Origin of the sequence: Verrucosispora sioxanthis (genome assembly GCF_010560025.1) — a bacterium.
GTDB lineage: Bacteria > Actinomycetota > Actinomycetes > Mycobacteriales > Micromonosporaceae > Micromonospora > Micromonospora palythoicola.
Window position 1 is genome coordinate 234,618 of the sequence record NZ_SAIY01000003.1, and the last position, 14,300, is coordinate 248,917.

Sequence of the window (14,300 nt, forward strand, 5' to 3'; positions counted from 1 at the left end):
TCTCCCGCGCGCCGGTAGCGGCGTGCGGGGGACGGACAGCTGACGGACGGGGACCGGTGGGTCAGCCGCCGGTCAGGGTCTCCAGCAGATCCTTGGCGCTGGCACAGCGGTCGAACAACTCTCCGACGTGCCGCCGGGTGCCCCGCTCCGGCTCCATCATCGGCACCCGCACCAGCGACTCCCGACCGACGTCGAAGATCACCGAGTCCCAGCTGGCGGCGACCACCTCCGAGGCGTACTGGGCCAGGCAGCGGCCCCGGAAGTACGCCCGGGTGTCCTCCGGCGGCTCCGTCATCGCCGTCCGGCTCTCCTCGTCGCTGAGCAGCGTCCTCATCGACCCACGGGAGACCAGCCGGTGGTAGAGGCCCTTCTCCGGGCGTACGTCGGAGTACTGCAGGTCGACCAGCTGGAGCTTGTGCGAACCCCAGCCGAGCTTCTCCCGCTCCCGGTAGCCCTCCAGCAGCCGCAGCTTCGCCACCCAGTCCAGCTCGTCGGCGCAGAGCATCACGTCGCGCCCCAGCCGGTCGAGCACGTTCTCCCACCGGTCCAGCACGTCGGCGGTTTGTTCGTCGACGTCGTTGCCGTAGCGGTCGTCGACGAACGCGCGCACCCGCTCCAGATAGGCCCACTGCACGTCCATCGCGGTGAGCCGACGGCCGTCGCGCAGCCGCATCAGATGCGACAGCGACGGGTCGTGACTGACCGCGCGCAGCTCGCCGACGGGGTCGGCGATGCCGAGGTCCGGGCCGAGCGCCTTCTCCTCGATCATCGTGAGGATCAACGCGGTGGTGCCCACCTTGAGATAGGTGGAGATCTCCGAGAGGTTCGCGTCGCCGATGATGACGTGCAGTCGGCGGTACTTGTCCGCGTCGGCGTGCGGTTCGTCGCGGGTGTTGATGATCGGCCGCTTCAGGGTGGTCTCGAGGCCCACCTCGACCTCGAAGAAGTCGGCGCGCTGGGAGATCTGGAAGCCGCTCTGGCCGCCGTCCTGGCCGATGCCGACACGACCGGCGCCGCAGACGATCTGCCGCGTGACGAAGAACGGCGTCAGGTACGCCACGATGTCGGCGAACGGCGTCTGCCGGCGCATGAGGTAGTTCTCGTGCGCGCCGTAGCTGGCGCCCTTGTTGTCGGTGTTGTTCTTGTAGAGGTGGATCGGTGCGGTGCCGGGGATCGTGGCGGCCCGCCGCGCCGCCTCCGCCATCACCCGCTCTCCCGCCTTGTCCCAGCGGACCACGTCGCGGGGGTTGGTCACCTCGGGGGTGGAGTACTCCGGGTGCGCGTGGTCGACGTAGAGCCGGGCGCCGTTGGTCAGGATCACGTTGGCCAGGCCGAGGTCCTCGTCGGCGAGCGCCTCGGCCGGGTCGTATGCCGCACCGGAGTAGGTGAAACCGCGGGCGTCCCGCAGCGGTGACTCCTCCTCGTAGTCCCACCGGGCCCGGCCACCGCGGTTCAGCTCCGGTCGGGCGCCGTAGGCGTTGACCACCTGCGAGGAGGTGACCATCGGGTTGGCGCCGGCCTGGCCGGGCACGGAGATGCCGTACTCGACCTCGGTGCCCATGATTCGTCTAACGCTCATCGACCTACCCGCTTCGTTTGCCTGACCGGTCCCCGTCATGTCGAGCGTAGTCGCCACTCGGGCAACCGGGGGCGTGGCGGTCGGTCGGCGTACCAGGTCGACTCTGCTGCTCGTCGATCCGGCGGAAGCCCGGGTGTACGGGTGGGGCCCGCGACGCGCGGCGTCGCGGGCCCCGGTGGCGCGTACCGGTCAGAGGTACTGACCGGTGTTGCTCGCGGTCTCGATGGAGCGTCCGGCCTCGGTGCCCTTGCCTCCGGAGACGAGCGTGCGGATGTAGACGATCCGCTCGCCCTTCTTGCCGGAGATGCGGGCCCAGTCGTCCGGGTTCGTGGTGTTGGGCAGGTCCTCGTTCTCGCGGAACTCGTCGACGCAGGCGTCGAGCAGGTGCTGCAGGCGCAGCCCCTTACGACCGGAGGTGAGGAACTCCTTGATGGCCATCTTCTTGCCCCGGTCGACGATGTTCTGGATCATCGCGCCGGAGTTGAAGTCCTTGAAGTACAGGACCTCCTTGTCACCGTTGGCGTAGGTGACCTCCAGGAAGCGGTTCTCCTCAGTCTCCGAGTACATCCGCAGCACCACCGCGTCGATCATGGCGGCGACGGTGGCCTGGGCATCGCTGCCGTGCTCGGCCAGGTCGTCGGCGTGCAGCGGCAGGCCGGGGAGGATGTACTTGGAGAAGATGTCCTTGGCCGCCTCGGCGTCCGGACGCTCGATCTTGATTTTCACGTCGAGTCGTCCCGGTCGCAGGATCGCCGGGTCGATCATGTCTTCCCGGTTGGAGGCGCCGATGACGATGACGTTCTCCAGCCCTTCGACGCCGTCGATCTCGCTGAGCAGCTGCGGCACGATGGTGTTCTCCACGTCGGAGGAGACACCGGAGCCGCGGGTGCGGAAGACCGAGTCCATCTCGTCGAAGAAGACGATGACCGGAGTGCCCTCACCGGCCTTCTCCCGGGCCCGCTGGAAGATCAGTCGGATGTGCCGCTCGGTCTCACCGACGTACTTGTTGAGCAGCTCGGGACCCTTGATGTTGAGGAAGAAGCTGGTGTGCTTCTCCTCGCCCCGCCGCTCGGCGATCTTCTTGGCGAGCGAGTTGGCGACCGCCTTGGCGATGAGCGTCTTGCCGCAGCCGGGCGGGCCGTAGAGCAGGATGCCCTTCGGCGGACGCAGCTGGTGCTCCCGGAACAGGTCCGCGTGCAGGAACGGCAGCTCCACCGCGTCGCGGATCTGCTCGATCTGGGAGTGCAGGCCACCGATGTCGGTGTAGTCGACGTCGGGCACCTCCTCCAGCACGAGTTCCTCGACCTCGCTCTTGGGGATCCGCTCGTACGCGTACGCCGAGCGAGGTTCGATCATGAGCGAGTCGCCGGCCCGGATCGGACTTCCGATCAGGGTCTCGGCCAGGTGCACGATGCGTTCCTCGTCGGAGTGCGAGACCACCAGCGCCCGGTCGCCCGGCGCGCCTTCGGGACCGGCGAGGATCTCCTTGAGCATGACCACCTCGCCGACCCGCTCGTAGCCGAACGCGTCGACGATGTTGAGCGCGTCGTTGAGCAGGACCTCCTGGCCGCGTCGCAGCTCGTCGACGTCGAGCGAGGGCGAGACGGCCACGCGCAGTTTCCGTCCGCCGGTGAAGACGTCGACCGTGCCGTCGTCGTGCTTGGCCAGGAAGACGCCGTAGCCACTTGGGGGTTGAGCGAGCCGGTCGATCTCCTCCTTGAGCGTCACGATCTGCGCGCGAGCTTCCTTGAGGGTGCTCACAAGCCGTTCGTTGTTCTCGGTCAGCCGCGCCAACTGCGCCTGGGTGGCGGCCAGCCGCTCTTCGAGCTGCCGGACGTGTCGGGGGCTCTCGGTCAACTTGCGCCGCACCAGAGCGAGTTCCTCTTGAAGGAACGCGACCTGCGTGGAGAGATCGTGGGCCTCCTTCTCCCACCGTGCGGCGCGCGAGTCCGCGTCGTCGCTGCGTGCCACGTCCCACCTCCCCGGGGGGCTTGAACGTTCTGACCTAACACTAGCCGCTATGAGCCCGATTCGGTCCTCCGCAACGCGCCCGTCACCGAAGCTTGATCGCCAAGGGTGGGTCGACGGGCGGGTACGGGCATTCGGGTACCGTCGAGGGGTGGGACGGGAGAACATGGGGGGTGCACCGGTGGCCGAGGTCGCGACCGACCAGTTGCAGGTCTGGGTCGACCAGGATCTGTGCACGGGCGACGGGCTGTGCGTGCAGTACGCGCCGGAGGTCTTCGAGTTCGACGTCGACGGGTTGGCCTACGTCAAGGGGCCCGACGGTGAGCTGGTGCAGGCGCCGGGCGGCCGGGTCGACGTGCCGGAGCACCTGCGCCTCGAGGTGATCGACTCGGCGAAGGAGTGCCCGGGCGAGTGCATCCACGTCGTCCGCGGCGGCGACGGCGTCGAGGTCGCCGGCCCGGAGGCCGACGACTGACCCGCTGACCCCGGAATCACCCGGTCGGGCTACAGCAACGGGCGACCAACCACCGAGGCGACCAGCCGGGCGAACTCCTCCAACCGGGCGATCTGCCCGGCACCACCGTCGTCGAGGGTCTTACCGAAGCGCAGGGCGTCGTGGCGCGGCCCGCCGGCGGTTTCCTCGCTCGGCGGCGACTCGTCCAGCGAGGTCAGCAGCAGGTACACGTCGATGCTGTCGACCCGGATGTCGCCGTTGTCGTGGCGGAACAGCCGGCGCCGGCAGCCGACCTCGGTGACCGAGGAGACCGGCACCACCCGCAGCGAGGAGGTCATCGAGCCCGGCGGTCCCTCCCCGGGTGGCACGTCCTCGCCGTGCCAGAGCACCAGGCGGCTGCCGTCGCAGACGACGACCTCCTGCCACACCCCGTTCACCTCGTTGACGAAACGTTCCAGGGTGAAGCCGAGCACCGAGGCGCCGCGCAGTACGCCGCCGAGCGCCTCCATGGCGACGTCGGGGTCACGCAGGTAGGCGCGCGCCGCCGATTCCAGGTCGGTGTACGGCGACCAGTCGGGAAACACGGCCGGCAGGTCGCCGCCGCCGAAGCCGGGGCGACTCATCGGATCACCTCGTCCCACCCGGCACCGGCCCGGGCGTGGGCCGGATCACGCCGACGGTCCACCGCCCACTCACGCCGCCACGTCGGGCCACCGCCGAACCCGCCCCGGATCAGCCCGCTCACTCCCAGCCGCCCCTTCCGCCGTCACGGCCTGTCCGTCTCCCGCGTCACGTCGGGTGGTGTCTGCCCGCCCGGCGCGTCGTGCGCCACCACGGTCGCCTGCCGGGCCGCCTCCGCCTCGCGTAGCGCCTGGCGGCGTTGCGCGTACGCCTCGGTGCCCTTGCTGGGCTTGCGACGCCGTGGCGGGGCGGTGACTCCGGGGGCGAGCTTACGCGCGGAGACGAGGAACGCGGTGTGGGCGATCATCCGGTGGTCGGGGCGGACCGCCAGCCCCTCCGCGTGCCAGTCCCGGACCAGGGACTCCCAGGCCCGTGGCTCGGTCCAGCCGCCGCGCTCGCGCAACGCCTCCACCAGCTCGGACAGCTGGGGCGTGGTGGCCACGTAGCCGATGAACACGCCGCCGGGCAGCAGCGCGCGTTCGACCATGTCGAGGTTCTCCCAGGGGGTGAGCATGTCCAGGATGATCCGGTCGAAACCGGTCTCGCGGCACCCGGCGACGTCACCGACGTGCAGGTGCCAGGCCGGGTGCGGGCCCTGGAAGAACGACTCGACGTTGCGTCGGGCGATCTGGGCGAAGTCGTCGCGCAGCTCGTAGGAGTGCAGTTCACCGGAGGTGCCCACCGCGCGCAGCAGTGAGCAGCTCAGCGCGCCGGAGCCGGCACCGGCCTCGAGCACCTTGGCGCCGGGGAAGATGTCGCCCATGGCGACGATCTGCGCGGCGTCCTTGGGGTAGATCACCTGAGCGCCGCGTGGCATGGAGAGCACGTAGTCCGACAGCAGTGGGCGCAGCGCGAGGAACGCGGTGCCGCCACCGGAGGTGGTCACCACGCTGCCGTCGGGCAGGCCGATCAGCGCGTCGTGCGCCAGGATGCCCCGATGGGTGTGGAACTCCTTGCCCGGCTCCAGGGTCACCGTGTGCATCCGCCCCTTGGGGTCGGTCAGCTGCACCCGGTCACCGGGCTGGAACGGCCCCCGCCGCACGGCGGGCGGCTCCACCTTCTCCTCGGGGAGGTCGCTGGCCGGGTGGGCGGAGTGGGTGACGGTCACGTGTTCATCTTCCGGTGAGGTTCGAGCAGTTGAGCCAGATCCGCGATGTGCAGAACGCCGACGACATCTTCGCCTGCGGTCACCACGTACTGTGCGCCCGGGTGGGCCTGCACGGTCTCCAGCACCCGTTCGCCGTCGGTGTGCACCGGGATGGCCGGCAGGTCGGCGAGGGTACGGGCGACCGCGTCCACGGCCAGCCAGGGCCGGCGGGCCTCCGGCACCGCCGCGGCGGCGACCGGGTCGACCAGAGCCACCGGCCGGCCGGCGGAGTCGGTCACCAGCAGCGCCGCCGGGTGCGGTGGCCCGGTGAGCGGGTGGGTCGGCGCGGCACGGCGCTGCGCCTCGGCCAGCGGGGTGCCGGTGGGCACGGTGTGCACCGGGCGGGCGAGGGTGGCCAGGTCGACAAGGGGAAGCCGACGGCCGATGCGGGACATCCGGATCGACTGTCCGGCACCGTGCCAGAGGGTGAGGGCGACAAGGGCCGTCAGCGGCAGCGCCAGCAGGCTCAGCACGTCTGCCGCGTAGAGCGCCGCCACCAGCAGCGCGGTGCCGACGGCCAGGATCCGCCCGGCCCAGCCGGCGACCTCGGTGGCCCGGTGCCGGTCCCGGGTCAGCGCCCAGACCACCGCGCGCAACGCCCGACCGCCGTCCAGCGGCAACCCGGGCAGGATGTTGAACAGCGCGACGATGACGTTGCTCGCCGCGAGTTGGAAGGCGAGCTGGTCGGCCACGGTGCGGTCGGGCAGGGCCAGCGTGGCGGCCACGGCGGCCGCGCCGAGCACGGCGGAGACGGCCGGTCCGGCCAGTGACACCAGCAGGTCCACCCGTGGGGAGGGTGCGTCGCGGTCCATCTCGGTGTACCCGCCGAGCAGTTCCAGGGTGATGCCGCGTACCCCGATGCCGAAGCGGCGGGCGGTGAGGGCATGGCCGAGTTCGTGGGCCAACACCGAGCCGAGCAACGCGAGGACGAACCCGGCGCCGACGAGGTAGCCGCCGAGCGGGGACAGTTGCAGTCGTTGACCGGCCAGTTCGCCGTACAGGACCGTGATCAGGAGGGCGAGCAGCAGGATCGAGGCGTTCAGGTACAGCGGCACCCCGAGAATCCGGCCCACCCGGATGCCGGGACGCTGGCCGGCCCGTGGTCGCCTGCGCTGTTCCATCGGGCTGATGCTACGCGGCGGGAGATCACGTACCGGAGCGGCGGCGGTCGGCCTGTCGTACCGGTGGCCTAACCTTCCGGGGCATGACGGCGGATCCGGTGATCACTCAGCAGGCCCCGACTCCGACGCGGCTGCCGGCGACGGTGCGGGCCTCGCTGTCGCCGTCGCGGGCGGCGGATTTCAAGACCTGCCCGCTGCTCTACCGGTTCCGCAGCATCGACCGGCTGCCGGAGCGGCCCAGCGTGGAGCAGGCTCGGGGCACGCTGGTGCACGCGGTGCTGGAGCGGTTGTTCGACCTGCCGCCGGCCGCCCGCACTCCGGCGGCCGCCGGTGACCTGGTGCCCGGCCAGTGGGAGCACCTGGTCGCCGAGCAGCCCGAGCTGGCCGGGCTGTTCGCCGATGACGACCCGTCGGCCGTGACGGAGTTCCTCCGCTCGGCGTCGGCCCTGCTCGGCGGCTACTTCGCGGTGGAGGATCCGCGCCGGCTGGAGCCGGCCGAGCGGGAGAGTCTGATCTCCGCGGTGGTCGACGACGAGCTGCTGATCCGCGGCTACCTCGACCGGCTCGACGTGGCTCCCGACGGCGCGCTGCGGGTGGTGGACTACAAGACCGGCGGCGCCCCACGGGAGGCGTTCGAGGCGCGGGCCCTGTTCCAGCTGAAGTTCTACGCCCTGGTGCTGTGGCGCACCCGTGGCGTGGTCCCCCGGGTGCTGCGCCTGCTCTACCTCAAGGACGCCGAGGTGTGCGACTACGCCCCCGACGCCGAGGAACTGGTGCGCTTCGAGCGGACGGTGGTGGCGCTGTGGCGGGCGATCGAGCAGGCCACCGCCGCCCGGGACTTCCGGCCCCGGCCGAGCCGGCTGTGCGACTGGTGCAGTCACCAGGCCCGCTGTCCCAGCTTCGGGGGGACTCCGCCGCCGTTCCCGGAGCCGACGGCGACGCCTGATCCGATGCGCGACGCCCGCTCCTCCCCCGCGCCACCCGGTGCCGACGAGTAGCCGCTCTCCTTCCCGGGGATGAGGAACGAGTCACCACACAAGACGATCTTTCGGCGGCCTGGGCGGTTAGCGTCGGGGCGTGGGTAGCGCGCTGAGGGAGTGGCTGCGTCGCAGTCCGGCGGCCGGTGACTCGCTGCTGGCCGTTGGTCTGGTGCTGGGCGAGGTCGTGTTCACCCTGCTCACTCCCCGGGAGTTCTGGCCACGACCGTTGCCGACGGCACTGGGCTGGAGTGTGTTGTGCGCGGCGCCGGTCGTGCTGCGCCGGGTGGCGCCGTGGCCGGCACTGCTGGCCGCGTTGGCCACGCTGCTGCTGCCGGTCGTCATCGAGGTGGCGCCGACCACCCAGAGCCTCACCTTCGTGGTGCTCACGTACACGATGGCGGCCTACCGTCCGGTACGTCCGGCACTGGTAGCGGCGGTGGGGCTGTGGCTTCCGGTGGCGGTGGTGAACGCACTGGTGCCGCCGGTGGGCATTCCGCAGGTCGGTTCGGCGTTCCTGATCGCGAACAACATCCTGGTGGGGATCGTGTCGTTCTCGGTGGGCCGGACGGTGCACGCGCGCCGCTCCTCCACCGAGGCGCTGCGGGAACGGGCCCGGGTCGCCGAGGCCAACCAGCGGGCGCTGGCCGAGCAGGCGGTCGCGGACGAGCGGCGCCGGATCGCGCGGGAACTGCACGACGTGGTGGCCCACCACGTGAGCGTGATGGGGGTGCTGGCGACCGGGGTGCGCCGGGTGCTGCGCCGCGACCCGGACAGCGCCGACGAGGCGATGGCCACGATCGAGGAGACCAGCCGGGCGACCCTGCGGGAGCTGCGCCGGCTGCTGGACGTGCTGCGTACCGAGGCCGAGCCGGCGGCGGAGTTGGCACCGCAGCCGGGCATCGCCGGTATCGAGGCGCTCACCGACCAGGTCCGCGAGGCCGGGTTGCCGGTGACGTTGACGGTGACCGGAACGCCGGGACAGCTGGAGGAGGGGGTGGCGCTGACCGTGTACCGGATCGTGCAGGAGGCGCTGACCAACGCGCTCAAGCATGCCGGGACGGCGACCGCGCGGGTGCGGGTGGGTTTCGGTGGCGACGCGGTGGAGGTCGAGGTCACCGACACCGGTCGGGGGCCGTCACCGGACACCGACCGGATCGGGCACGGATTGGTCGGGATGCGGGAACGGGTCGGCCTCTACGGTGGGATCCTGCGCACCGGCGCGCGAAGCGGTGGCGGCTACCGGGTGTACGCCCGGATTCCGGTCGAACCGCTACCGGAGTCGAGCCGACGGTGAGGTGGGCCTGGTGAGCGGTGCGATCGACAGGGAGGACCAGATGGCCGATGCGACGGGACGCGCCCGACCGGTGCGGATCCTGCTCGCCGACGACCAGCCGCTGCTGCGTACGGGCTTCCGGATGGTCCTCGGCGCGGAGGCCGACCTGGACATCGTCGCGGAGGCCGGTGACGGGGTGGAGGCGGTGGAGCTGTCCCGTCGCCTGTTGCCGGACGTGGTGCTGATGGACATCAGGATGCCCCGGATGGACGGGGTGAGTGCCACCCGGGCGATCGTGGATGCCCGGTTGCCGGTGCGGGTGCTCATCCTGACCACCTTCGACCTCGACGAGTACGTGGTGGGGGCGCTGCGGGCCGGGGCGAGCGGCTTCCTGGCCAAGGACGTGCCGGCGGAGGACCTGGTCACCGCGATCCACACGGTGGCCGCCGGTGACGCGGTGGTGGCGCCGCGGATCCTCCGTCGGCTGCTGGACCGTTTCGCCGACGTACTGCCGGACCCGTCCGCGACCCCGTCGAAGGCGTTGGGCGCGCTCACCGAACGGGAGCGGGAGGTGCTCGTGCAGGTCGCCCGCGGCCTGTCGAACGCCGAGATCGCCCGGGCGCTGTCGGTGAGCGAGACCACCATCAAGACCCACGTCGGGCACGTGTTGACCAAGCTGGGACTGCGCGACCGGGTGCAGGCCGTGGTGTTGGCGTACGAGTCGGGCCTGGTCCGACCTGGCGGTTAACGCCGGCGTTGCATCGCTCACCTACCGTGACGGCCTGCGGTGGAAATCGGTTGACCCTCACGCGACGGCAACGTCCAGGATGACCGTGACCACCATCTGCTGATGGCGACAGTTGCCGGAGTCGGGGACAACCCTGACATCGGTTGGGGGGTACCCGCAGCCGGAAATCCGTTCCGGCTCCGCCCGGAGTCGGACGGATCGGCGGCGGGCAGCACAGATGATTGTTTCGCACCGGTCCAGCGGGGGCGGTGCGAGCTGACGCGACGGAGAGGTACGTGACGTGACCGCTACCACAGGCCAGTCGGCATCGGCCGCAGCCCGGGCGAGCGACGTGTGGAAGGTGTACGGCAGCGGCGAGGCACAGGTCATCGCCCTGCGGGGGGTCAGCGCGGAGTTCGAGCGCGGACGGTTCACGGCGATCATGGGCCCGTCGGGCTCAGGTAAGTCGACGTTGATGCACTGCCTGGCCGGGTTGGACTCGGTGACCAGGGGGACCGTGGAGATCGGCGAGACCACCGTCACCGGGCTCGGTGACGCGGGTCTGACGAAGCTGCGCCGCGACAAGGTCGGCTTCATCTTCCAGCAGTTCAACCTGCTGCCGACGTTGACCGCCAAGGAGAACATCCTGCTTCCGTTGTCGATCGCCGGCCGGAAGCCGGACCAGGCCTGGTTCGACGTCGTGATCGACACGGTGGGCCTGCGGGACCGGTTGGGTCACCGGCCGGCGCAGTTGTCCGGCGGCCAGCAGCAGCGGGTGGCCTGCGCCCGGGCCCTGGTGGCCCGCCCCGAGGTGATCTTCGCGGACGAGCCGACCGGCAACCTCGACTCGCGCTCCGGCGCGGAGGTGCTGAACTTCCTGCGCAACTCGGTACGCCAGCACGGGCAGACGATCGTGATGGTGACCCACGATCCGACGGCGGCCGCGTACGCCGACCGGGTGGTGTTCCTCGCCGACGGGCAGATCGTCTCGGAGTTGATCGAGCCGACCGCGGACACGGTGCTGGACACGATGAAGAAGCTGGACACCCCCGCCGAGGTGGCCGGCTGATGTTCCGGGCAACTGTGAAGAGTCTGCTGGCCCGCAAGGTCCGGCTGATCCTGTCCGGCCTGGCCGTGGTGCTCGGCGTCATGTTCGTCTCCGGCGCCTTCGTCCTCACCGACACCCTGGGCCGTTCCTTCGACTCGCTGTTCGCCGACGCGTACGCCGAGGTCGACGTCAACGTGGCCGCCAAGCCGAAGCTGGAGCTCGGCGAGCTGGAGGGCGAGCAGCTCGCCACCCCGTTCCCGGCGGCCACGGTGGAGACGGTGCGCGCGGTGGACGGGGTGGCCGAGGCGACCGGAGTGGTCGCCGCCGACGGGGCCCGGTTGATCGGCAGCAACGGCAAGGTCGTCACCTCGTTCGGGCCGCCGCAGTTGGGCGGGAACTGGACCGGCGAGAGCGACCTGGTGCGGTTGCGCGAGGGCCGGGAGCCGCAGGCCGACGACGAGATCGTGATCAACAAGGGGTTGGCGGACGCCGGTCGGGTGGCGGTCGGCGACCGGGTGGGCGTGCTCACCCTCCAGCCGCGCAAGGATTTCACGATCGTCGGCATCTTCGGTTACAGCGGTGACCGGGACTCCCTCGGCGGCGCGAACGAGGTCATGTTCACCACTCCCGTGGCACAGCAACTGATGCTCGGCGAGTCGGACGTGTTCAGCAACGTCGTGGCCACCGCCGCCGACGGGGTCTCCGACGAGCAGCTGCGTGACGCGGTGGCCGCGGCGGTCGGCGACGGCTACGTGGTCAAGACCGGCGAGCAGCTCTCCGCCGACGCCGCCGCCGGTCTGAAGGAGGGACTGTCCTTCTTCAACCGGATCCTGCTCGGCTTCGCCGCGGTGGCCCTGCTGGTCGGGACGTTCCTGATCCTCAACACCTTCTCGATCATCGTGGCGCAGCGCACCCGGGAACTGGCGTTGCTGCGCGCGGTCGGAGCCAGCGGCAAGCAGATCATCGGCTCGGTGGTGCTGGAGGCGATCGCCGTCGGGTTGATCGCCTCGGTGTTCGGTCTGGCCGCCGGCATCGGCATCGGCGCGTTGCTGGCGTACCTGTTCGGCAACCTCGCCGGCGGGCTGGCCCTGGCCGGGGTCGGGGTGCCGGCGTCGGCGGTGATCGGCGCGTTCGGTGTCGGCCTGGTGATCACGGTGTTGGCGGCGCTGCTGCCGGCGCTGCGGGCCGCCCGGATCCCACCGATCGCGGCGATGCAGGACGTGGCGACGCCGGATCGGCCGTTGACCAAGGTGACCGTCGGCGGTGCGCTGGTCACCGCGATCGGCGCCACCCTGCTCTTCCTCGGTCTGGGCGGGCACGCCGGTGACAGCACGCTGGCCACCATCCTCGGTGGCGTGCTGTTCTCCTTCATCGGAGTGGCCCTGCTGACGCCCCTGATCAGTCGTCCGGTGGTGGCGGCGCTGGGATCGGTCTTCTCCGGCTGGGTGCCGGGCAAGCTGGGCCGGCTCAACTCCGGTCGCAACCCGCGCCGCACCGCGATCACCGCGGCCGCGCTGATGGTGGGCATCGCCCTGGTCACCGGCATCACGGTGATCCTGGACTCGGCCAAGAGCAGCATCAGCGGGCTGGCGCAGGACAGCATCAGCGCCGAGCTGGTGATCGCCGGGGCACAGTCCGGTCCGCGCCCGCCGACGTTCGACCCGGCGGTGCTGGACGAGGCGAAGGCGATCCCCGGGGTCCGCCTCGTCGACGGCGAGTACGGCGACATGGCGCTGGTCGGCGGCGAGCGCACCTGGGTCGGTGCCAGCAGCGAACCGAGCGCGCTCGTGGAGATGTTCGGCCTCACCGCGACCGCCGGGGACATCGGGCGGCTGGGACCGGGCCAGATGCTGATCAGCTCGGACGCGGCGGAGTCGCGTGGCCTGTCGGTCGGCTCGACCGTGCCGGTGCAGTTGGCCCGGGGCGACGAACGCAGCTACACGGTCACCGGCATCTACGAGAGCACCCCGCTGTTCGGCGGCGTGACGTTGCCCGCCGAGGCGGCGCGTGACTTCTCCATCCCGCAGCCCATCCAGGGTTACATCCAGCTGGAGTCGGGGGTCCGGGCGGCCGACGTGCTGCCCCGGGTGGAGGCGCTGCTGGCGGACAGCCCGGAGGTCTCGGTGGCCGACCGCGACGCGTTCATCGAACAGCAGGCCGGGCAGCTCGACGGGCTGCTGCAGATGATCCAGATCCTGCTGGCGCTGGCCATCGTGATCGCGGTGCTCGGCATCGTCAACACCCTCGCCCTGTCGGTGCTGGAGCGGACCCGGGAGCTGGGTCTGCTGCGTGCCATCGGCCTGCGCCGGTCGCAGACCATGGGGATGATCACCGTGGAGGCGGTGGTGATCTCGGTGTTCGGCGCGCTGCTCGGCGTGGTGGTCGGCGCCGGCCTGGGTGCCGCGGTGGTGGAGGCCCTGCGCGACGAGGGCATCACCAGACTGGTGCTGCCGTGGGGCCAGATGGGTGTCTTCCTCGGCCTGGCCGCGATCATCGGCGTGGTCGCGGCGGCGCTGCCGGCGATCCGGGCCGCCCGGATCAACGTGCTGGGCGCCATCGCGCACGACTGACCGGTGAGGCGGGCCCCCGGTGCGACGCGACGCGCGTTGCGCCGGGGCCTGCTCGGTCAGCCCGGGGTGGAGGCTGGACGCAGCAGCCCCGCCAGCAGTTCCAGGTCGGCCAGCAGCAGGCTCTCCAGCTGGTGTACGCCGTCGGTGGGTGCCAGCGGTACCTCGGCAGGCACGGCCAGCACCGCGGCCCCGGCGGCGACCGCGCTGGCCACCCCGGTCGCCGAGTCCTCGATCGCCACGCACCTGTCGATGGGCACCCCGAGCAGCCGGGCGGCCGTCAGGTACGGCTCGGGATGCGGCTTGGTCGCGTCGACCTCGTCGCCGCAGACCACCACGTCGAAGCTGTCGCGGCCGAGGGTGTCCAGGGCGATCTCGACCAGGGCCCGCCCGCTGGAGGTGACCAGGGCCGTCGGGATCCGCGCCTGGCGGACCGCGCCGAGCAGCGCCAGCGCCCCGGGGCGCCACCGCAACCCGGTGCGGAACAGCTCAAGGATCCGCGCGTTGATCCATTCCGCGCTGGTCCGCGGATCCCGGTGCGGCTGCCCCAGGTCGTCGTGCAGGATCCGCATCGAGTCGGCCATGCCCGTGCCGATGATCGCGCGCCGGGCGTCGGCGGACAGGGTGCCGCCGTACTGCTGCGCCAGTTCGGCCAGAGCGACGTCCCACAACCGCTCGCTGTCGACCAGGGTGCCGTCCATGTCGAAGAGCACGGCGGCTGGACGGGCGCTGTTCACCGGATCCTCCTCGGGCTC

13 protein-coding genes are annotated in these 14,300 nt (G+C 71.2%); 6 read left to right on the forward strand and 7 right to left on the reverse strand.

All coding sequences use genetic code 11. The features are described from left to right. Positions 1-61: 61 nt before the first annotated feature. Positions 62-1,579, reverse strand: a complete 1,518-nt coding sequence (dop, locus tag ENC19_RS10365; protein ID WP_164446971.1) for a depupylase/deamidase Dop — start codon at positions 1,577-1,579, stop codon at positions 62-64. Between the two features lie 189 nt (positions 1,580-1,768). Further along, positions 1,769-3,550, reverse strand: a complete 1,782-nt coding sequence (gene arc / locus ENC19_RS10370; protein ID WP_164446972.1) for a proteasome ATPase — start codon at positions 3,548-3,550, stop codon at positions 1,769-1,771. Positions 3,551-3,728: 178 nt separating this feature from the next. Between arc and ENC19_RS10375 the strand changes: the two genes are divergently transcribed. Next, positions 3,729-4,022, forward strand: coding sequence for a ferredoxin (locus ENC19_RS10375; protein WP_164447366.1), 294 nt, complete (start codon positions 3,729-3,731; stop codon positions 4,020-4,022). Between the two features lie 29 nt (positions 4,023-4,051). Here ENC19_RS10375 and ENC19_RS10380 read toward each other — a convergent pair whose 3' ends face one another. The 4 genes from ENC19_RS10380 to ENC19_RS10390 are packed head-to-tail and all read right to left on the reverse strand — an operon-like array spanning position 4,052 to position 6,950. Beyond that, positions 4,052-4,624 carry a hypothetical protein gene (locus ENC19_RS10380; RefSeq protein WP_164446973.1) on the reverse strand — a complete coding sequence of 191 codons (573 nt, stop codon included), beginning with the start codon at positions 4,622-4,624 and terminating at the stop codon, positions 4,052-4,054. Continuing rightward, on the reverse strand, positions 4,621-4,746 hold the full coding sequence (locus tag ENC19_RS30920) for a hypothetical protein (protein ID WP_268968007.1): 126 nt from the start codon (positions 4,744-4,746) through the stop codon (positions 4,621-4,623). The genes ENC19_RS10380 and ENC19_RS30920 overlap by 4 nt, the downstream gene beginning before the upstream one ends. A gap of 21 nt (positions 4,747-4,767) precedes the next feature. Continuing rightward, positions 4,768-5,739: a tRNA (adenine-N1)-methyltransferase gene (locus ENC19_RS10385; protein ID WP_373688863.1), complete on the reverse strand. Its 972-nt coding sequence runs from the start codon at positions 5,737-5,739 to the stop codon at positions 4,768-4,770. A 47-nt stretch (positions 5,740-5,786) separates the two neighbouring features. Next, positions 5,787-6,950, reverse strand: a complete 1,164-nt coding sequence (locus ENC19_RS10390; protein WP_164446975.1) for a M50 family metallopeptidase — start codon at positions 6,948-6,950, stop codon at positions 5,787-5,789. 83 nt (positions 6,951-7,033) lie between these two features. On the opposite strand from ENC19_RS10390, the gene ENC19_RS10395 reads away from it, so the two are divergent. The 5 genes from ENC19_RS10395 (at position 7,034) to ENC19_RS10415 (ending at position 13,548) form a co-directional block, all read left to right on the forward strand. Beyond that, positions 7,034-7,948, forward strand: coding sequence for a RecB family exonuclease (locus tag ENC19_RS10395; protein ID WP_164446976.1), 915 nt, complete (start codon positions 7,034-7,036; stop codon positions 7,946-7,948). A 79-nt stretch (positions 7,949-8,027) separates the two neighbouring features. Beyond that, positions 8,028-9,224, forward strand: coding sequence for a sensor histidine kinase (locus tag ENC19_RS10400; RefSeq protein WP_164446977.1), 1,197 nt, complete (start codon positions 8,028-8,030; stop codon positions 9,222-9,224). A gap of 40 nt (positions 9,225-9,264) precedes the next feature. Further along, on the forward strand, positions 9,265-9,951 hold the full coding sequence (locus ENC19_RS10405) for a response regulator (protein ID WP_164446978.1): 687 nt from the start codon (positions 9,265-9,267) through the stop codon (positions 9,949-9,951). A 280-nt stretch (positions 9,952-10,231) separates the two neighbouring features. Further along, complete coding sequence (locus ENC19_RS10410) at positions 10,232-10,999, forward strand: ABC transporter ATP-binding protein (RefSeq protein WP_164446979.1); 768 nt, start codon at positions 10,232-10,234, stop codon at positions 10,997-10,999. Further along, complete coding sequence (locus tag ENC19_RS10415) at positions 10,999-13,548, forward strand: ABC transporter permease (protein ID WP_164446980.1); 2,550 nt, start codon at positions 10,999-11,001, stop codon at positions 13,546-13,548. The genes ENC19_RS10410 and ENC19_RS10415 overlap by 1 nt, the downstream gene beginning before the upstream one ends. 56 nt (positions 13,549-13,604) lie before the next feature. Here ENC19_RS10415 and ENC19_RS10420 read toward each other — a convergent pair whose 3' ends face one another. After that, entirely contained in the window at positions 13,605-14,258 is a 654-nt protein-coding gene (locus ENC19_RS10420; RefSeq protein WP_164447367.1) for an HAD family hydrolase, read from the reverse strand. Positions 14,259-14,300: the final 42 nt, after the last annotated feature.